17 protein-coding genes are annotated in these 19,382 nt (G+C 67.6%); 15 read left to right on the top strand and 2 right to left on the bottom strand.

The window, feature by feature from the left end; all coding sequences use genetic code 11:
* Positions 1-31 precede the first annotated feature (31 nt).
* The 12 genes from dnaK (at position 32) to BQ7106_RS10845 (ending at position 15,002) form a co-directional block, all read left to right on the top strand.
* Complete coding sequence (gene dnaK / locus BQ7106_RS07135) at positions 32-1,930, top strand: molecular chaperone DnaK (RefSeq protein ID WP_072373552.1); 1,899 nt, start codon at positions 32-34, stop codon at positions 1,928-1,930.
* Positions 1,931-2,043: 113 nt separating this feature from the next.
* Positions 2,044-2,820, top strand: coding sequence for a nucleotide exchange factor GrpE (locus tag BQ7106_RS07130; protein WP_083527039.1), 777 nt, complete (start codon positions 2,044-2,046; stop codon positions 2,818-2,820).
* A 150-nt stretch (positions 2,821-2,970) separates the two neighbouring features.
* Positions 2,971-3,936 (top strand): DnaJ C-terminal domain-containing protein, encoded by a 966-nt coding sequence (locus tag BQ7106_RS07125; RefSeq protein WP_072373549.1) that lies wholly within the window; start codon positions 2,971-2,973, stop codon positions 3,934-3,936.
* Positions 3,920-4,372: a heat shock protein transcriptional repressor HspR gene (locus tag BQ7106_RS07120; protein ID WP_072373547.1), complete on the top strand. Its 453-nt coding sequence runs from the start codon at positions 3,920-3,922 to the stop codon at positions 4,370-4,372. Before BQ7106_RS07125 ends, BQ7106_RS07120 begins: the two co-directional genes overlap by 17 nt.
* Positions 4,373-4,472: 100 nt before the next feature.
* Positions 4,473-6,458 carry a BglG family transcription antiterminator gene (locus tag BQ7106_RS07115; RefSeq protein WP_083526955.1) on the top strand — a complete coding sequence of 662 codons (1,986 nt, stop codon included), beginning with the start codon at positions 4,473-4,475 and terminating at the stop codon, positions 6,456-6,458.
* Between the two features lie 31 nt (positions 6,459-6,489).
* Positions 6,490-6,819 carry a PTS lactose/cellobiose transporter subunit IIA gene (locus tag BQ7106_RS07110; protein ID WP_072373544.1) on the top strand — a complete coding sequence of 110 codons (330 nt, stop codon included), beginning with the start codon at positions 6,490-6,492 and terminating at the stop codon, positions 6,817-6,819.
* Positions 6,820-6,878: 59 nt separating this feature from the next.
* Positions 6,879-7,187 (top strand): PTS sugar transporter subunit IIB, encoded by a 309-nt coding sequence (locus BQ7106_RS07105; protein ID WP_072373539.1) that lies wholly within the window; start codon positions 6,879-6,881, stop codon positions 7,185-7,187.
* Between the two features lie 82 nt (positions 7,188-7,269).
* Positions 7,270-8,556, top strand: coding sequence for a PTS sugar transporter subunit IIC (locus BQ7106_RS07100; protein ID WP_072373537.1), 1,287 nt, complete (start codon positions 7,270-7,272; stop codon positions 8,554-8,556).
* Positions 8,557-8,690: 134 nt separating this feature from the next.
* Positions 8,691-10,181: a 6-phospho-beta-glucosidase gene (locus tag BQ7106_RS07095; protein ID WP_338064447.1), complete on the top strand. Its 1,491-nt coding sequence runs from the start codon at positions 8,691-8,693 to the stop codon at positions 10,179-10,181.
* A gap of 146 nt (positions 10,182-10,327) precedes the next feature.
* The gene (gene clpB, locus BQ7106_RS07090) at positions 10,328-12,997 is read left to right on the top strand and encodes an ATP-dependent chaperone ClpB (protein WP_072373534.1); all 2,670 of its coding nucleotides are present in this window, start codon (positions 10,328-10,330) and stop codon (positions 12,995-12,997) included.
* 170 nt (positions 12,998-13,167) lie between these two features.
* A complete protein-coding gene (locus tag BQ7106_RS07085) occupies positions 13,168-14,811 on the top strand; it encodes a PASTA domain-containing protein (RefSeq protein WP_072373532.1) in 1,644 nt (547 codons plus the stop codon).
* A gap of 5 nt (positions 14,812-14,816) precedes the next feature.
* Entirely contained in the window at positions 14,817-15,002 is a 186-nt protein-coding gene (locus BQ7106_RS10845; RefSeq protein ID WP_129583820.1) for a hypothetical protein, read from the top strand.
* Between the two features lie 34 nt (positions 15,003-15,036).
* Here BQ7106_RS10845 and BQ7106_RS07080 read toward each other — a convergent pair whose 3' ends face one another.
* Positions 15,037-15,474 carry a hypothetical protein gene (locus tag BQ7106_RS07080; protein ID WP_072373530.1) on the bottom strand — a complete coding sequence of 146 codons (438 nt, stop codon included), beginning with the start codon at positions 15,472-15,474 and terminating at the stop codon, positions 15,037-15,039.
* A 311-nt stretch (positions 15,475-15,785) separates the two neighbouring features.
* Here BQ7106_RS07080 and BQ7106_RS07075 point away from each other — a divergent pair, with 311 nt between their 5' ends.
* Positions 15,786-16,217 carry an Hsp20/alpha crystallin family protein gene (locus BQ7106_RS07075; RefSeq protein ID WP_072373528.1) on the top strand — a complete coding sequence of 144 codons (432 nt, stop codon included), beginning with the start codon at positions 15,786-15,788 and terminating at the stop codon, positions 16,215-16,217.
* A gap of 92 nt (positions 16,218-16,309) precedes the next feature.
* On the opposite strand, the gene BQ7106_RS07070 is transcribed toward BQ7106_RS07075, so the two are convergent.
* Positions 16,310-17,122, bottom strand: a complete 813-nt coding sequence (locus tag BQ7106_RS07070) for an MBL fold metallo-hydrolase (protein WP_072373524.1) — start codon at positions 17,120-17,122, stop codon at positions 16,310-16,312.
* 179 nt (positions 17,123-17,301) lie between these two features.
* Between BQ7106_RS07070 and tilS the strand changes: the two genes are divergently transcribed.
* A complete protein-coding gene (gene tilS / locus BQ7106_RS07065; protein WP_338064455.1) occupies positions 17,302-18,711 on the top strand; it encodes a tRNA lysidine(34) synthetase TilS in 1,410 nt (469 codons plus the stop codon).
* A gap of 71 nt (positions 18,712-18,782) precedes the next feature.
* A complete protein-coding gene (hpt, locus tag BQ7106_RS07060; RefSeq protein ID WP_072373516.1) occupies positions 18,783-19,334 on the top strand; it encodes a hypoxanthine phosphoribosyltransferase in 552 nt (183 codons plus the stop codon).
* Positions 19,335-19,382: the final 48 nt, after the last annotated feature.

Here is a 19,382-nt window from a genome sequence, read left to right as displayed (position 1 = left end):
GGACGCCCCGCGCAGGAAAAGGAGAGCAACCATGGGCAAGATTCTTGGCATTGACCTGGGCACCACCAACTCCGCGATGGCGGTCCTCGAGGGCGGCGAGCCCACGATCATCGTCAACGCCGAGGGTGACCGCACCACCCCGTCCGTCGTCGGCTTCCGCTCCGACGGCGACCGCATCGTCGGCAAGGCGGCAAAGAACCAGGCCGTCACCAACCCCACCAACACCGTCTTCTCGATCAAGCGCTTCATGGGTCGTCGCTACGACGAGGTCGGCTCGGAGCTCAAGACCGTTCCGTACAAGGTCAAGAGCGGCACCGGCAGCCGCGCCGTCGTGGAGATCGCCGGCGAGGACTTCACCCCCGAGCAGATCAGCGCCATGATCCTCTCCAAGATGAAGGCGGATGCCGAGAAGTACCTCGGCGAGCCCGTCACCGACGCGGTCATCACCGTCCCGGCCTACTTCAACGACGCCCAGCGCCAGGCCACCAAGGACGCCGGCAAGATCGCCGGCCTCAACGTCCAGCGCATCGTCAACGAGCCCACCGCCGCCGCGCTCGCCTACGGCCTCGACAAGAAGGGCATCGACCAGAAGGTGCTCGTCTTCGACCTGGGCGGCGGCACCTTTGACGTGTCCCTGCTCGACCTCGCCGACGGCGTCGTCGAGGTCCTCGCCACCAACGGCGACAACCACCTCGGCGGCGACGACTGGGACCAGCGCGTCATCGACTGGATGGCCGACAAGTTCCAGTCTGACAACGGCATCGACCTGCGCAAGGACCCGATGGCCCTGCAGCGCCTGAAGGAGGCCGCGGAGAACGCCAAGAAGGAGCTCTCCTCCGCCCAGCAGGCCCAGATCAACCTGCCCTTCATCACCGCCGACGCCACTGGCCCCAAGCACCTCGACTACACGCTGACCCGCGCCGAGTTCGAGCGCATCACCCGTGACCTGCTCGATCGCTGCAAGGGTCCCGTCACCAAGGCCCTGCACGACGCCAACCTGCAGCTCTCCGAGGTCAACGAGGTCATCCTCGTCGGCGGCTCCAGCCGCATGCCCGCCGTCCAGGAGCTCGTCAAGCAGATGACCGGCAAGCAGCCCAACATGTCCGTGAACCCCGACGAGGTCGTTGCCGACGGCGCCGCCGTCCAGGGCGGCGTCCTCACCGGTGACGTCTCGGGCATCCTGCTGCTCGACGTCACCCCGCTCTCCCTGGGCGTCGAGACCATGGGCGGCGTCATGACCAAGATGATCGACCGCAACACCACGATCCCGACCTCCAAGACCGAGATCTACTCCACGGCCGCCGACAACCAGACGTCCGTCGAGATCAACGTCCTGCAGGGCGAGCGCGAGATGGCCGCGGACAACAAGTCTCTCGGCAAGTTCAACCTGACCGGCATCCCCGCAGCCCGCCGCGGCGTGCCTCAGATCGAGGTCACCTTCGACATCGACGCCAACGGCATCGTGAAGGTCACCGCCAAGGACAAGGCGACCGGCAAGAGCCAGCAGATCACCATCTCCGGCTCCACCGCTCTCTCCGACGACGAGGTCGACCGCATGGTCAAGGACGCCGAGGCCCACGCCGAGGAGGACAAGAAGCACAAGGACGAGATCGAGGTTCGCAACCAGGTCGACTCGCTGGCGTACTCCACCGAGCAGACCCTCAAGGACCTCGGCGACAAGGTTCCTGCCGACCAGAAGAAGCAGGCCGAGGACGCCGTGGCCGAGGCGAAGAAGGCTCTCGACGGAACCGATGTCGACGCGATTCGCGCGGCGGGGGACAAGCTCCAGGAGGTCGGTCACAAGCTCGCCGAGGTCGTCTACTCCGCGACGCAGGACCAGGCCGCCTCGGGCGACGCCGGTACGCAGGGCGGCTCCGATGACGTCGTGGATGCCGACTACGAGGTCGTCGACGACGACAAGAACAACTAGTTCCGGTCCGGTCGCATAGCGGATGGCAATCAGGGGCGGCCACGGTCACGCGGTCGCCCCTCGTGCAAAAGGGACAGTCACTTTTGCACGCTGAGAAGTTTGAGGAGGGTGACGTGAAGGTGCCCATCGAGGTTGAGGACGAGAAGAGCGAGGTCGTGGAGCCCGACGAGGTGACGACCGAGGAGGCCGGCGACGAGAGCCCCGAGACGCCCGAGGAGGTCGACGAGGAGGCCGAGGAGCGCGCCCGCGTGGAGGCGGCCATCCGTGCCGGCGAGGAGGCCGCGGAGCGTGAGCTGGCGGCGGACGCCGACAGGATTCGCTCCGAGCGCGACGAGCTGCAGAGGAAGCTGTCCGAGGTCGAGGACCAGATCGAGTCCGCCAAGAAGGACGCCGCGGAGGCCAAGGACCGCCTGGTCAGGCTTCAGGCGGACTGGGACAACTACCGTCGCCGCACCGCGGCAGAGCGCCTCGTCGAGCGCGAGCGCGCGGCGGAGGGACTGGTCACGAACCTGCTCCCCGTGATCGACGACATCGAGCGCGCCATCGAGCACGCCGGTGCGACCGAGGAGAACGCTCAGCTCAAGCAGTTCGTTGACGGCGTCTCCGCGGTGCACGCCAAGATGCTTGCCGTGCTCGCAAAGGAGGGGGTCGAGCCCATCGACCCGGCGGGGGAGCCCTTCGAGCCCCTCGCGCACCAGGCGGTCGGTCGCGTGGAGGACAAGGACGCCTATGACGAGACGGTCGCCCAGGTCTATCAGAAGGGCTACCGCATGGGCGACAAGGTCATCCGGACCGCCATGGTGACGGTCACCTACGGGGGGCCCAAGCGGCCGACGGAGGATCCGGCAGCAGGCGAGGGCGAGGCCGCGGAGCAGGCCGAGACGAAGTAGCCCGAGGCGCCCGGACCCGCAGGCCCGGGCGCGTTCTTTGTGCCCGGGCATCGGGGGCGACGCCCGCCCCGGAGCTGCGATGCGGCGCATGTGACGTGACAGCGGCTGGGGACGCTCCCCAGGCGAATACCGAAAGGGGGCTCGTGCAGAATGGCAACCAAGAAGAGCTACTACGACGTGCTGGGCGTCAAGCGCGACGCCACCGATGACGAGATAAAGAAGGCGTTCCGCAAGCTCGCCGCCAAGTACCACCCCGACGCCGGCGGCGACGAGGGGAAGTTCAAGGAGATCAGCGAGGCCTACACCACGCTCTCCGACCCGCAGAAGCGCCGCGAGTACGACCAGATGCTCATGTTCGGCGGCATCCCGGGCGCCGACTTCGGTGGGTCGGGCGGTCGAGGCCGCTATACCTACACCACGAACGTGGGTGGCGACTGGTCTGACATCTTCAACAACATGCGGGGTGGCGACGGGTTCGGCGGCTTCGACTTCTCGTCGATCTTCGGCGGCGCGGCGGGCGCCCGCGCGGCGAACCGCCCGACCAAGGGCAGCGACCTCACCATGTCCGTTGACGTGAGCGCAGAGGAGGCCTTCCGCGGCGCCACGCGCAAGGCGACCTACCGCGTTCCCTCGACGGGCGAGGAGCAGACGCTCACCATCAAGATTCCCGCCGGCGCGGTGGACGGCGGAAAGCTCCGCTATCGCGGGCGCGGCGAGTACGGCACCAACGGCGGCGACCGCGGGGACCTCGTCATCACCACGCACGTGGCGGAGCACCCCGTCTTCAAGCGCGACGGGGCCGACGTGCGCATGGACCTGCCCATCAGCGTCTACGAGGCGTCGCTCGGGGCGACGGTCGAGGTGCCCACGCCCGACGGCACCGAGGTCCGCCTCAAGGTGCCCGCCGGCACGCAGGACGGGAAGACGTTCCGCTTCCGCGACCTCGGGGCGCCGAGCGTCAAGCGCAAGGGGTCGCGAGGGGCCCTCTACGTGACGGTGCGCGTGAAGGTCCCCACCCTGCTCACCAAGAAGGAGCGCGAGGCCCTCGAGGCCCTGCGCGATGCCGATACCCGCGACTATCGCGAGGAGGTCATGCGCTATGGCACGAAGCGATAACGAGGGCCGCGGGTCCGACCGCAACAAGCCGCTCTACATGATCAGCGTCGCCGCCGAGCTCACCGGCATGCACCCGCAGACCCTGCGCGTCTACGAGCAGAAGGGCCTCGTGACCCCCGGGCGCTCGCGCGGCAACACGCGGCTCTACTCGCAGTCGGACATCGATCGCCTCAACCTCATCTCAAAGCTCACGGACGAGGGCATCAACCTCGCGGGCGTCGTGCGCATCCTCGACATGCGCGAGCGGATGCTCGAGCGCGAGGACGAGCTCGAGGAGCTGCGCCGTCGCGTGCGAGAGCTCGAGGACGAGGTCCACGAGTTCCGCATGCAGGAGAAGATCACGGCGCTTGCCCGCTATGACAGCGGTTGCAGCCCTGAGCAGGTCATGCGTCGTCTGCTGCTCGGCGGCGCGCCCGGAGAGAAGGACGAGAAGTAGCGGCGCCCCATTCGTCGAGGCGCCTTCCGCGGCGACGGCAAAACCCTTTGTGGAGACTCCGTGTGCCATTCCGTAGGATTGAGCTACGGAAGGAGGAGTCGTGGACGCAAAGCTCGCCAAGCTCATAGAGATCCTGCGTGACGAGGGGCAGATCAGCCCCGCTGAGCTCGCCCGGCGTCTTGACGTGAGCGTGCGGACGGTCCGCACCTATGTGAGCCGCGCGAACGACCTGCTCGCGCGCACGGACGCACAGGGCGGGGACGGCGCACGACCCATGGTCGCCTCTCGCCCCGAGGGCGGCCCGTCCTCCTCCCGAGGCCGCATCGAGATGCGCAGCTCATCGGTCTATCGCCTCGAGGGCGTTGACCCCTCGCGCATCGACGAGCTGCTCGGGCGCAGCGGCTCGGAGGGCTCGCATGCGGGGGAGGCCGTTCCCACCACCTCGGAGCAGCGCGTCGCCTACCTCATGAACGACCTGCTCTATCGCACAGGCTGGATTACCATCGACGACCTCGCGCAGATTCTCTATGTCTCCCGCGTCACGGTGAGCGACGAGCTCAAGGAGGTCGAGCGCCGCCTCGCGCGATTCGACCTCGTCCTCGAGCGCCGTCCGCGCTACGGCATTCGCGTCACCGGGCCCGAGCTCAAGCGCCGGCTGTGCCTCGCCGCCGTCGCCGCGAGCGGGCACAGCGCGGCATCCGACGCCTCGCTCGCCTCGAGCGAGGTCGTCACCGTCATCGACGAGTGCGTGCGCGAGGCCACGCGTCGCAACAACTTCCAGGTCAACGCACTCGCCCATCAGAACCTGATCGTCCACATCGCCGTGGCCGTCGCGCGCATCAGGGAGGGCTGCTATGTTCCCATGCCCGAGGAGCAGCTCGACAGGATTCGCTCCACGCACGAGTTCTCCGTCGCGCGCGATGTCGCCGCGCTCGTGGAGGCCCGCTTCGGCGTGGCGCTTCCCGAGGAGGAGGTCGCCTACATCGCGATCCACCTGGCCGGACGGCAGCGCCTGTACTTCTCCGCAGACGCCCCGGAGAACGACCTCGTCATTTCGGACGAGGTGTGGGACGTCGTCGCGCGCATGATCGAGCACGTGTGGACTGTCTTTCGCTTCGACTTTCGCGACGACCTCGAGCTGCGCATGAACCTCGCGCAGCACGTGACTCCGCTCGCAGTGCGCCTGCGCTTCCACATGCGCATGGACAACCCGCTGCTCTCGGACATCAAGAATCGCTACCCGCTCGCCTGGACCATGGCGGTCGAGGCGAGTGCCGTGCTCGCCGATGCTTACGACGCTCGGCTCAGCGACGAGGAGATCGGCTACGTCGCGCTGGCGTTCGAGCTTGCCCTCGAGCGCCAGAAGGGCGGCCCGTCGCGCAAGAACATCCTCATCGTCTGCGCCTCCGGCGCGGGAAGCGCGCGCCTGCTCGAGAACCGCTACCGCAGGGAGTTCGGCGCCTACCTCGACCGCATCGAGACCTGCGACGTGGGCGGCGTCGACGCCGTCGACCTCACGGACATCGACTACGTCTTCACCACGGTGCCCCTGGCGCACCCGCTCCCCGTTCCCGTTCGCGAGGTCGGCTTCTTCCTTGACGAGGGGGACCTCCACCTCGTGCGCGAGGCGCTCGAGGTAAGCCCCCGCCCGCAGGGCGTCGAGTCCTACTTCGACGAGCGCCTGTTCTTCTCGCATCTTGTTGCGCAGGACAAGAAGGAGGCGATCGATCGCCTCTGCGCCCTCGTCGCCGAGCGTCGCGAGGTCCCGGAGGGCTTCGCGAGGCTCGTCTGGGAACGCGAGGATGCGGCTCCCACTGCCTTTGGCAACAACGTGAGCATGCCCCATCCCGCGAGGCCGTGCACGCCCGACACGTTCGTCGCCGTGGCAATCCTCGACAGTCCCGTCCTCTGGGCGCCCGAGGTCTGGGTGCAGGCAATCTTTCTCGTGAGCATTTCGACGAGCGCCGAGAAGAACCTCCAGGGGTTCTACGACAGGATCTCACGCCTCCTCCTGAGCAAGGAGGATATTCAGACGCTGATCAGCCAGCGGGACTTCACCACCCTGCTGGAGCTAGTGAACCGGTGAACACGCACGCATCATGACGAGAGGAGGAACGATGGACGAGAGCAAGTACGAGAACGCCATGCAGATCATCCTGCACGCGGGCAACGCCAAGTCCGCCGCGCTCATGGCGGTTGACGATGCGGCCGAGGGAGACTTCGGTGCGGCGAGAGAGCATCTCGCGGAGGCTCAGAGGGAGATGCACGAGGCGCACGACACCCAGCTCTCCCTCATCCAGGGGGAGGCCAACGGTGAGGGCGTCGAGGTGAACATCATCCTCGTGCACGCCCAGGACCACCTGAGCATGGCGATTACGGCAAGCGACGTGGCCGAGCGCATGGTCGAGATGTACGAGCGCATGGCCCGAATCGAGTCGGGAAAGTAACGGGACCGACCAGAGTGGAGCATCGGGGTTCGACCCCGCGAAGAGAGAGGAGCTGAGTCATGAACATCATGCTGGCATGCGCCGCAGGAATGTCGACGTCCCTGGTGGTAAGCAAGATGCGTGAGGCCGCCGAGAGCCAGGGCAAGGACTACAAGATCTGGGCAGTCGAGCAGGGTCAGGTGGAGTCGGAGCTCGGCAACTTCGACGTCCTGCTCCTGGGTCCCCAGATTCGCCACATGGAGCGAAGGCTTGCCAAGGTGGTCGGGGACGCCGCCCCGGTCGCCGTCATCAACCCGATGGCCTATGGTCGCTGTGACGGAGCCGCCGTGCTCAAGCAGGCCGAGGAGCTCGTGGCTGCCGACAGGTAGCGCCTGACGGAGCCCGACGCTCCGGGCACACATCAAGACAACCCATCGTACGTCCATGACGCTCTGAAAGGAGTGATACCCCATGCTTGACAAATTTACGGACCTCATGGAGCGCATCCTGACTCCCGTTGCTGACTTCATGAACGGGAACAAGTACGTGGTGGCAATTCAGAAGGCGTTTACCACCTACACCCCCATCGTCATCACCGGCTCGTTTGCGTTCATGCTGAACCTCATGCTCTGCTCCACCTCGAGCGGGCTTGCCCAGTTCGCGGGATTCGAGTGGCTTGCGAACTACGCCAACATCTTCAGTACGGTCAATTACGCCTGCATCTCCTGCATGGCCCTCTGGATCGCGTTCCTTGTCGCCTACTCCATTGGCGAGCAGGACGGGCAGAAGCCGCTCATCTGCGGCCTCATCTCGGTGGTCTGCTTCATCACCGTGCTCGACCCCGAGAACATCGCCGGCAGCCTCGATGCCTCCGCCCTCTTCCTGGCGTTCTTCGTGGGCATCGGGTCGATGGCGATTTTCAACGGCCTCATGCGCTTCGAGCGCATCAAGATCAAGCTGCCCGAGTCCGTTCCCGAGATGATTGCCAACAGCTTCAACGCGCTCATCCCCGCCTTCATCACGATCATGCTCTTTGGCGTGTTCGCGGGCGTCCTGTATGCCGCCACGGGGACGTTCATCAACTCGATCATCTACACGGTGATTCAGATTCCGTTCAACCAGGCCATCGGCACGCAGATTGGCGTGAGCATCATCACCGTTCTCTCCCAGCTGCTGTGGTGGATGGGCATTCACGGTCACATGGCCATGAACGCCGTCGCTAAGCCCGTGCGCACCGCGGCGCTTGCCGCCAACATCGCCGCCGTCGCATCCGGCGCGCTTCCCCCCGAGTTCTACACCCTCGCCTTCGTCCACCTGTTCATGAACCTGGGCGGATCCGGCATCGTCATCTCGCTCGCGCTGGCAATCCTCGCGTTCTCCAAGCGAGCCGACTACCGCGAGGTCACGAAGCTTTCCTTCGTGCCGCTGCTCTTTGGCATCTCCGAGCCGATGGTGTTCGGCCTTCCCATCATGCTCAACCCCACCTTCTTCTTCCCCTTCGTGCTGGTGCCCCTCGTCACCTGCAACATCGGCTATTACGCCATCACCTCCGGGTTCCTGACCTCCGCCTACGTCGAGTCGATCGCCGGTGCGCCCATGTTCCTGCAGCAGTTCCTGGCCTTCAGCGGTCAGTGGCAGGCCCTGCTCATGGTCGTTGTCGTCATTGCCGTTGCGTTCGTGCTCTACGTCCCCTTCGTGCTCGTCTCCAACAAGCAGTACGAGCGCGAGCAGGCCGAGGCGGCCAAGATCGAGGCGTAGGAAGCTCCCCCCAGCGGGCGGGTTGCCCCTCCCCGGCGCCCGCCTCCGCGCCCCGCGGCGGTACTGCCGCGGGGCGCCTCACCAGACTTCGCTACCATCGAGGCCCGCGGACTGCGGGCGGACAAGGAGATGCCATGAACGCTTCAATCGAGGCGGATGCCGCCATCGAGGCGGGCGGCTCGCGCCGGCTCGTCGCGACGGACTCGGAGTGCTCGGCGGTCGCCAAGGGCATGCCCGAGGGGTTCCTCTGGGGCGGCGCCGTCGCCGCCAACCAGGTCGAGGGGGCCTACCTCGAGGACGGCAAGGGCCTCTCGATCGCCGACGTGCAGACCGCGGGCGCCCATGGCGTCCCCCGCGAGATTCACGACCACGTGCACGAGGGCGTCTACTACCCGAACCAGGAGGGCATCGACGGCTACCATCGCTACAAGGAGGACGTCGCCCTCTTCGCCGAGATGGGCTTTACCTGCCTGCGCACCTCGATCAGCTGGGCACGTATCTTCCCGAACGGGGACGACGCCGAGCCCAACGAGGCGGGGCTCGCCTTCTATGACGCCGTCTTCGATGAGATGCGCGCCCATGGGATCGAGCCCGTCATCACGCTCTCTCACTACGAGATGCCGCTTCGGCTCGTGACCGAGTACGGGTCGTGGAGAAACCCCCGCCTCATCGACTTCTTCGTGCGCTTCTGCGAGACGGTCTTCAGGCGCTATCGCGACAAGGTGCGCTACTGGATGACCTTCAACGAGGTCAACGAGACGATGAACAAGCTCACGCCGTTCAACCAGGCGGGACTCATCTTCTCCGAGGACGAGAACGCCAACGAGGTCAAGGTGCTGGCCAGCCATAACATGTTCCTCGCCTCGGCGCGCGCTGTGGCGCTCGGGCACCAGATCAACCCTGACTTCAAGATCGGCTGCATGGTGCAGTATCCCACCACCTACGCTAAGACCTGTCGCCCCGAGGACGTCATCGCCCGCCGCCTCAACATGATGCCCAACTACTACTACACCGACGTCATGGTGCGAGGCCGCTATACCAACCTCTGCCGCGCCCAGCTCAGGCGCCTGGGCGTCGAGTTTGAGGTGAGCGAGGAGGACGCCGCCACGCTCGCCGCCGGCACCGTCGACTACATCGCCTTCAGCTACTACTTCTCGTCCGTGGCGTCGAGCGAGAATGGTGACGACCTGCTCGTCGAGCGCAAGAACCCCTACCTCGACCGAACCGACTGGGGCTGGCCCATTGACGCGGTGGGCCTGCGCGTCGCCCTGAACGAGCTCTACGACCGCTATCAGGTCCCGCTCTTCGTGGTCGAGAACGGCCTCGGCGCGGTGGACGAGCCCGACGAGCGCGGCTACGTCGAGGACGACTACCGCATCGACTTCCTGCGCCGCCACATCGTCCAGATGGAGCGCGCCGTCAACGACGACTTCGTCGAGCTCATCGGGTACACCTCGTGGGGGCCCATCGACCTCATCTCGGTGGGGACGGGCGAGATGAAGAAGCGCTACGGCTTCATCTACGTCGATCGCGACGACCGCGGCAGGGGCACGCTCGCCCGCAGCAAAAAGAAGAGCTTTGACTGGTACCGCCAGGTCATAGCGTCAAACGGCCGCGTTCTGTAGGCGTCGGGGCGGGGTGCCTGCGGGTGCCCCGCCCTTCTCCTCACGCTTATATAATCTATCATGTAGACACTTAGATTTGCGTATACGCCCCAGCTCGTGCGGGAACAATAGTCGTTGATAAACAACGACCCACGAAGGGGGCAACCATGAGGCTAGACAAGTGGGCGGTCACGGCGCAGGAGGCGCTGCAGGCCGCCGTGGGCATCGCAACGGATGCCGACGCCGGCCAGCTCATGCCCGTGCACGTGCTGAAGGCGCTGCTGAGTTCCGGAGAGCACAACCTGAGCGCCATCATCGAGCGGGTGGGCGCCGACCCGGCGTCCATCGAGGCGCAGGTCGACGATGCCATCGCGCGGCAGCCAAAGGTGTCGGGTGACGCGGGGCAGATGGGAATGGGCGATGCCACGGTGCGTGTTGGCAACGCGGCGGAGAAGCTCGCGAGCAAGATGGGCGACTCCTACGTCACGTCCGAGCACCTGCTCTGCGCGCTCGCCGACGACAAGACCGACGCCGGGTCGATTCTCAAGGCCGCTGGCGTCACGTCGAAGCGCGTCGAGGAGGCGTATAACGCCCTGCGCGGTGACGAGCGCGTGACCAGCCAGGACTCCAAGCCCGAGTTCGAGGCGCTCGAGAAGTACGGCCGCAACGTGACCGACCTCGCTCGCCAGGGCAAGCTCGACCCCATCGTCGGGCGCGTCGAGGAGATTCGCCGCACCATCCAGGTGCTCTCGCGCCGCACGAAGAACAACCCCGTGCTCATCGGAGAGCCGGGCGTGGGCAAGACCGCCATCGTCGAGGGGCTCGCGCAGCGCATCGTCAACGGGGACGTGCCGTCGACGCTGCGCGACAAGGACCTCGTGGAGCTCGACATGTCTGCCCTCGTCGCGGGCGCCAAGTACCGCGGCGAGTTCGAGGACAGGCTGAAGTCCGTGCTCAAGGAGGTCGAGAAGTCGAACGGGCGCATCATCCTGTTCATCGACGAGCTGCACACCATCGTGGGCGCGGGTGCCACGGAGGGCTCGATGGACGCCGGAAACATCCTCAAGCCGGCCCTCGCGCGCGGCACGCTCCACGCCATCGGTGCCACCACGCTCGACGAGTACCGCAAGTACATCGAGAAGGACGCGGCCCTCGCGAGGCGGTTCCAGACCGTCATGGTCTCAGAGCCCACCGTCGAGGACACGATCTCCATCCTGCGCGGCATCAAGGACCGCTACGAGCAGCACCACCGCGTGCGCATCACGGACTCCGCCCTGGTCTCCGCGGCGGACCTCTCGAACCGCTACATCTCTGACCGCTTCCTGCCCGACAAGGCCATCGACCTGGTCGACGAGGCGGCGAGCCGCCTGCGCATGGAGCTCGACTCCATGCCCGCGGACATCGACGCCGTCGACCGCCAGCTCACCCAGATGCAGATCGAGGAGCAGGCCCTCATGAAGGAGGAGGACGAGGCCAGCAAGGAGCGCCTCGAGACCCTGCGCGGCGAGATCGCCACCACGCGCGAGAAGCTCGACGGCATGAAGGCGAACTGGGAGAATGAGAAGGGGGCCATCGACCGCGTCCAGGACCTCAAGTCCAAGATCGAGGGGGCCCGTGCCGAGATGGAGCGCGTGACGCGAGACGGAGACCTCGCCCGCGCCTCCGAGCTGCGCTACGCCACGATTCCCGCGCTCCAGCGGGAGTACGAGGAGGCCGAGGCGGCGCTCACGGCAAAGCAGGAGGCTGGCGGCCTGCTCAAGGAGGAGGTTACCTCCGAGGAGGTCGCCGAGGTCGTCTCCTCCTGGACGGGCGTCCCGGTGTCCAAGATGATGCAGGGGGAGATGGACAAGCTCAAGAACCTCGAGGCGGAGCTCCACAGGCGCGTTGTGGGGCAGGACGAGGCGGTCTCGGCCGTCGCCGCGGCGGTTCGCCGCAGCAGGGCCGGGCTCTCCGACCCCAATCGCCCCATCGGCAGCTTCTTCTTCCTCGGCCCCACCGGCGTGGGAAAGACGGAGCTCGCCAAGGCGCTCGCCGAGAACCTCTTCGACGATGAGCGCGCGCTCGTGCGCATCGACATGTCTGAGTACATGGAGAAGTTCAGCGTCCAGCGACTCATCGGCGCGCCCCCGGGATACGTGGGCTACGACGAGGGTGGCCAGCTCACCGAGGCGGTCCGCCGTCGCCCCTACAGCGTCATCCTGCTCGACGAGATGGAGAAGGCCCATCCCGACGTCTTCAACATCCTGCTGCAGGTGCTCGACGACGGGCGGCTCACCGACGGGCAGGGTAGGGTCGTGAGCTTCAAGAACACGATCATCATCATGACGTCCAACGTCGGCAGCCAGTTCATCGCGGGCGCCAACGCGTCGATCGACCCCGAGGAGGTCCAGCGCGCGGTCAACAACGCGCTGCGGCAGACCTTCAAGCCGGAGTTTCTCAACCGCATCGACGACGTGGTGGTCTTCCATCCCCTCGGCCTCGAGGACATCGAGCGCATCGTGGACATCCAGCTTCGCGACGTGCGCGAGCGCCTCGAGCGCGACCGCATCCAGCTCGAGCTCACGCCAGCCGCAAAGCAGTCGCTCGCCCTTGACGGGCTCGACCCGGTCTACGGCGCGCGCCCGCTCAAGCGCCTCATCCAGCGGCAGGTCGTTGACAGCGTCGCCAACCTCATCATCGACGGGGCGCTCGGCGAGGGGGACGTGGTCCGCGTCGACGTCGGGTCCGACGACCGCCTCTTCGCGGCCCGCGATGACGCCGCGTCCGCGAGGCGCCGCGCGGCGGGCGACGACGTCGCCCCCGAGGACGAGCCCATCGAGCCCGACGCCATGGAGTAGCGCCGTCGCGTCGCGGCGGCATGGAGAGGGGCCCCGGAGGACCGGGGCCCCTTTTCGCATGACGCGCTCGGGGGCTCGCTCGTGACGCTTGGGACGACGGCGCCCCGGTCGTCGAGAAAGCACGCTACGATAGCCTCGGTTCTCAGTTGGCCATGACGACGGGAGGCGAGATGAGGCGCGACCGAGAGGACGAGAAGAACGGGGTCCCGGCGCCCGCCCCCGAGCCGCGCGTCGACCCCGACGCCACCGTCGCCGCCGCTCCCGACCCCGACGCCACAGTCGCCGCCGCTCCCGACCCCGACGCCACCGTCGCCGCCTCGAGCGCGCCCGACGCGGACGAGGGGCCCGCGCGTCCCGTGCCCCCTGACGACCTGCCGACGATAGCCGTCGTCCGCGCGGTGGATGACGTCGCCGACGGAATCGACGCCCTCGACGACCCGTACTTCCAGGCGGCGGCTCCAGACGAGCTCACCTCGGCTCGCGCCCCGGTCTCGATTCCCTCTCCCGTGCAGAGCCTTCCCGAGCGCCGCAGGCGGATTCCGCGCTGGGCGGTCGCACTGCTGGCCGTCGTCCTTCTCGCCGTCGGTGCCCTCGTCGCGCTCTACACCTATGATCGTGAGCTCTGGGGAGGCAGGACCGTTCCCGCCGTCGTCGGTATGGGGCAGGAGGAGGCGACGGAGACCCTCGAGGACCTCGGGTTCGTCGTCCAGGTCGAGCCCGTTGCCGCCGATGACGGAATCGGCCTCGTGCTCGCCTCCGACCCCGAGGAGGGCCGGCGCGTGGACCCGGCCGCGGGCATCACAATCTCGGTCGCCTCGAGCCGCGTGGTCCCCGAGGTCGTCGGGCTCGACGTCGAGCGGGCCCGCCAGGCGCTCTCCGAGGCGGGGGCGCTCAACATCGAGATCGGGTACGAGAGCTCGGGTCAGCCGGCCGACACGGTGCTCTCGGTGAGTCCGGGGGAGGGGGAGCCCTTCCTCTCCTCCGACAGGGTGACGCTCGTCGTGGCGAGCGCCTTCACCGTCCCCAACGTCCTGGGGATGGAGCTCTCGGCCGCGCGCGACCTGCTCGCGCAGGGCGGCTTCTCGGCGACCGTCTCCTACGTCGAGTCGTCCTCGCCGTCGGGCACGGTCGTGGGGACGAGTCCCGAGGTCGGCACCGAGGTCGCAGGCGGCTCGTCCGTCGAGCTGCAGGTTGCCGTTACGTACCCGCGCGACCCGTACGACCTCCTTGCCTATTTCGACGTCGCCCCGCGGGCGCTCTCGGGCTACCTTGCGCAGGAGGGCTTCTCTCCGCTCTTCAGCGGCGTGTCGGTGGCAACCGGAAACGCGGACGCCGGCTACGAGGGGCCGGGCGGGGAGCTGCTGCGCCTCTCGGACTACCCGGAGACGGGGCACTACGGGGGAGACGCGTCGCGAGCCGACGTGCTCGCGCAGGGCGCCGGCGTGGGCGGTGTCCGCTACGCGTTCTCATCCGCGACGCTGCCCGAGGGAGGATCCGAGATGAACGAGGACGGCCTGCGCGCCGTGATGCGCGCGTGCCGTCTCGAGGGGCTCGAGGACACCTGCACCCACGAGGACCTCGTCGCTCCGGTCGCGTCTGCCGGCGAGGGCGACGCGGCGCCCTCGCCCAGCTTCGTCTGCGGCGTCGGGCGACAGGGCGGCTACGTCTGGTCGGTCATCATCGGGGGCTATGACGGCCAGGTCAGGGTTGTTGCCCTCGCCGCGCCCGAGTCTCACTTCGCGGGGGTCGACCTCTCGGACTTCGGCGGCAGCCTCTGCGACTACATTGCCTACATCGACCTGTATACGGGATAGGAGCCATGGAAGACACGATGATGCGGCGCCCGGGCGCCGAGGGCGGCCGGGGGCGTGACGCGAGCGGTCGCGCGGAGGATTCCGAGAGCGAGTTCATTCGGGCCGAGAACGAGGACGACGACGGGTACGACCCCTATTCCGACCGTCGCCCCGAGCCTGAGCCGCTCTTCGAGCGGGACCCCTGGGGCTGAGCCGCGGACGGGCGGCTCGCCGTGCGCGGGGAGGCTAGCTCGTGGAGCCCCAGTTGCTCTGCATGTAGCCCCAGAGGAAGTACACCACCACGGCGAGCAGGGCGAGCACGAAGACGAGCGCGATGAAGGTCTTGACGCGCGTCTTGCGCTCGCGCGATACGAAGATGTCGCGGCGCCCCTTGGGAATCTCGAGGTACTGCCCGTAGTGGAGGTCGCGCCTGAGCTGCTGGCCCTCGGAGCGCGAGCGCCTGTACGCGCGTCCCGAGAGGGCGCCGCCGCGTATCGTGTACCCCGAGTCGTGCGTGATCGGGGCGCTCTCCTCCTCATCGGCGGCAAGGTCGTCGATGGGCTCGACGCTGCGGTGCGCCGGGCGCTGTCGCACGTAGGGCGCGCGTGCCGGCGCGGGGACGGGCGTGGCCTCGCCCTCTATGCCCTCGTGGTCGGTCAGCTCAAGGTCGGTGTCGTTGTCCATGGTGTCTCCGACGGCAGGCGCGAACAGTGTTGCACCCCATGATAGGGCAGGCGCGCTGGGCAGGCGCCCCGGTCAGCGAAACTATACAAAGCGTAAGGTATGCCGTGTGAGCCCGGCGGCTCGCCCGCACACGCCCCGTCTCCTCGCAATGTGGTTCATCTCACCATATCTAAGTCATATCGACTTAGATATGGTGAGTATATGACGCTCAGAATAAATGACCGGAGATGTATAAATCGAACGGCGAGGGGAACAAGTACCTATGTACAGCAGATGCGGCACAAGCCGCAGTCACAAGGGAGTGATGAGGTATGGCAAGCATGATTCCGTATGACCGTTATTCTCGCGCTCTTCGCAACTGGCCCTTTGACGCGCTGGACAGCTTCTTCGACGCGCCCTTCGCGCCGCTCTCGTCCACGGCTGCCAGCTTCAAGATGAACGTTGAGGACGCGGGCGACAGGTACGTGGTCACCGCCGAGCTTCCGGGCGTCAAGCGCGAGGAGATCGACGTCGAGCTCAACGAGGGACGCCTCTCCATCTCCGTCGACAAGAAGGAGACCGACGAGGAGAAGGGCAGGAACTACCTTTACAAGGAGACCTCCGACTGGAGCGCAACGCGCGGGGTCTACCTCAAGGACGCCGCTGTTGCGGGCCTCTCCGCCAAGCTCGAGGGCGGCGTTCTCTCGGTGAACGTCCCCAAGCAGCAGGAGAAGACCAACGTCACCAAGGTCTCCATCGACTAACTTGGCACTGACGTCAGGTTATAGCGTCAACGTGACGTGCGACGCGTCGGGCCGGCGCCTTCGGGCGCCGGCCCCGTTTTGTGTCCGGGCGACTACCACACGCTGAGCGGCCAGTCCTGGGCGGCGCAGCAGATGCTGAGGCCGCCGTCCGGGGTGCGCGCCTCAGGCCGCCCGTCCTCTCCCTGCACGGGCACGGCGCCGACCGCCTCGGCGAGGGTGCGCACGCACACGCTCGGGCGGTTGTTCTCCTGCGAGAGGTGCATGGCCACCACCGTCTCGGTGTTCTCGGTCACGAGAGAGCCGAGCGCGCGGGTGGCCTGCGCGTTGGAGAGGTGCCCGGTCGGGCCGGCTACGCGCTGCTTGAGGTACGCGGGGTAGGGGCCTCCGGCGAGCATGCGCTCGTCATGGTTCGACTCTAGCGCGAGGATGCGGACGCCCGAGAGTCGCTCGAGCGCCTCCGCCCCGAGCCCGCCGGTGTCGGTGCAGTAGCCGAGCGCGTCGTCGTCGGTCGAGAACCGAAACCCCACGGGATCGGCGACGTCGTGCGAGGTCGGGAAGACCTCCACCAGCATCCCCGCAGCCTCGAAGGTGTCCGAGTGGCCGATCAGCGTGAACGGGAGCGCGGAGAGGTAGCCTCTTGCCGCGGCGGTTCCCGCGGTGGTCACGAGCTCCCCGTCGAAGTGGTTGCAGAAGACCGTGAGGCCGCCCACGTGGTCGGAGTGCTCGTGAGTGAGAAGGACCGTGGTCACGCGACCCATGTCCAGCCCGAGCTGTCCCGCCCTCTCGAGCAGGGCGCGCCGCGATATGCCGCAGTCGACGAGCACAAGCCCGCCGGGGCCCTCGACCACGGCGGCGTTGCCCTTCGAGCCGCTGGCGAGGACGTGCAGGTGGATCCTGGGGGTCATGGCGCTCCTCTCGGTGTCGTACACTCAGGTTGCGGGGACTGCCCGCGCGCGTTCCCTAGGGTAGCCGTTGCGGAGGGTGTGGTATGCCGAGCGTCTCGCGTCGATACGCTATTGCCAGAAGTCGGTTCGACCGCCCGAGCGGAAGGACTGACGAGGGTCTGTCGGCCCCCGTGGTGCTCATGGTCTCGGGCGGGGCGGACTCGACGGCGCTCCTCGTGCTCGCGGCGACCTCGAGCCTCGACATCGACGACGGCCGAGGCCTTGCGCGCATCGCCCGCGAGCGGCTCCACGTGCTGCACGTCAACCACGGCCTGCGCGGCCTCGACGCCGAGGAGGACGAGGAGTTCGTGCGCGACCTCTCCGGGCGATATGGCATTCCCTGCACCATCAGGAGGATCGATGCCGCCGAGATCGCGGCTCGTGGGGACGGCAACGTCGAGAACGCGGGGAGGATCGCGCGCTACGAGGAGGCGTCGCGCCTCGCCAACGAGCTCTCCGCGGCTCTCGGCACGCCCCGCTCCGCGGCTCGCATCCTCACCGCGCACACGGCGGACGACCGCGCGGAGACCTTCTTCATGAACGCGATTCGCGGCACGGGCGCCGCGGGGCTCTCGTCGATTCCGCGCCGGCGCAACCGGATCGTGCGCCCCCTTCTCGACCGAACGCACGACGAGCTCTGCGACCTCCTCAGGATGCGCGGCATCGTCTGGCGCGAGGACGCCACCAACGCCGACACGCGCTACCTCAGGGCCTTCGTGCGCCACGAGGTCATGCCCGTTGCGCGCGAGCGCAACCCGCGCGTGGTCCAGAGTCTCGCCACCACCTGCGACATTCTGTCCGACGAGGACGCCTACCTGACCGCGGTGGCGTCGCGCGCGCTGCGCGACCTCACGCGTCGGCGCGGCGACGGCCTTGTCGTGCTCGACGCCGCGCGTCTCGGGGCGACGGAGGTCGCGATCGCGCGCCGCGTGGTGCGCGAGGCCGTGCTGTCGCTCTGTCCCGAGGCCCGGCTCGAGGCGCGTCACGTCGCGGGCGTGCTCGCCGCGGTCGCGGCGGGCGAGGGGTCGCTCACGGTCCCCCTGGGCGTCGACGTCCGCGTCGAGCACGCCCTCCTGAGCATTCGCGCGCGCTCCGCGGACCCGCGCGTCATCGCGTCGTGGCTCGAGGTGCCGGGACGCCTCGAGCTTCCGGGCGGGAGGGGGCTCGAGGCTCGGGTGCTGCGCGCGCCGCGTGCCACGGACGTACCGGCATACGCGCGCTCCCACGCGCTCGAGTGGTCCGGCGAGTCGGTGCTGCTCGACGCCGTGGCGGCTGGCGTGGACCCTGCGCGCGGCGGCAGGCTGTGGGTCGATGCGCCGCGCGCGGGGGAGCTGCTGTGTCCGCTCGGCATGCACGGGCAGTCAAAGAAGCTCTCTGACCTCCTCGGCGAGACGCACATGTCCCGCGCGGACCGCGCGCTTGTGCCCGTCGTGCACGCCTCGCCCACCGGGCCCGTTCTCTGGGTCGCGGGGGTGCGCGCCGACGAGCGCGCACGATGCGTCCCGCAGACCGAGTGGCTGCTCGAGCTGACCCTCGTTTCCGGAGCGTAGCCGCCTGCGCTATGCTGTGTGCAGTCATGCCGGGCGCATGGGGTCGCGCGGCGCCAGGAAAGGGGAGCGCAATGGGTGAGCTGCACCCGGACGTCAAGGAGGTCCTGCTGGGCGAGGAGGACATCCGCCAGATCGTTGGTCGCATGGGGGAGGAGATCACTCGCGACTACGCCGACAAGAACCCGCTGGTAGTCGCCGTCCTGCGCGGCGCGGTGGTCTTCATGGCCGACATCATGCGCGCCATCGAGTGTCCCATGGCGATCGACTTCATGGCCGTGTCGAGCTACGGCGACGGCTTCAAGAGCTCGGGCGTCGTGCGCATCGTCAAGGACCTCGACACCAAGATCGAGGGTCGCGACGTCCTCATCATCGAGGACATCCTCGACTCGGGTCTCACCCTCTCGTACCTCATCAACCTGCTCAAGGGGCGCAACCCCGCCTCTGTCGAGGTGGCCGCCTTCCTCGTGAAGGACGTTCCCGGCAACGAGCCCGCGGTGAAGCCCCGCTACGTGGGCGCCCATGTGCCCGACGAGTTCATCGTCGGGTACGGCCTTGACTTCGCCGAGCGCTACCGCAACCTTCCCTACATCGGTATCCTCAAGCCCGAGGTCTACAAGCACTAGCCGCGCACGGCCCCGGTGCGCCGCTGGTCGCCGGGGCGGCGGCAACCC

This window comes from Thermophilibacter mediterraneus (genome assembly GCF_900119385.1).
Classification (GTDB): domain Bacteria; phylum Actinomycetota; class Coriobacteriia; order Coriobacteriales; family Atopobiaceae; genus Thermophilibacter; species Thermophilibacter mediterraneus.
This window is presented reverse-complemented; position numbering and strand designations above follow the sequence as displayed.